Annotated in this window: 1 pseudogene; it reads right to left on the reverse strand. The window is 50.7% G+C overall.

Annotation, left to right across the window (positions count from 1 at the left end):
- A pseudogene (locus GHO32_RS27025) lies at positions 1–225 on the reverse strand (IS3 family transposase); the annotation flags it as partial.

Consider the following 225-nt stretch of genomic DNA (forward strand, 5'->3'; position numbering starts at 1 on the left):
GCCTCCAACTCCTTTAGGTAGGCGTTCTCCATGCGCAGGTATTCAAGTTCAGCCATCAACTGCTCACGCGGTTTCAGTGCATCGTCTTTATCTTCGGGCACAGCGGGTTTGGGCTTCTTCGTCATTACGACAGACTTTCTTCTTTTTGCGATGGTTGGCGATTCAAGGTCGCCACTGTAGTACTGCTGCTCCCAAATGCCTACTTGAGATGATTGACCAAGGCCA

Origin of the sequence: Pseudomonas sp. FSL R10-2189, from assembly GCF_009600325.1 — a bacterium.
Lineage (GTDB): Bacteria > Pseudomonadota > Gammaproteobacteria > Pseudomonadales > Pseudomonadaceae > Aquipseudomonas > Aquipseudomonas helleri.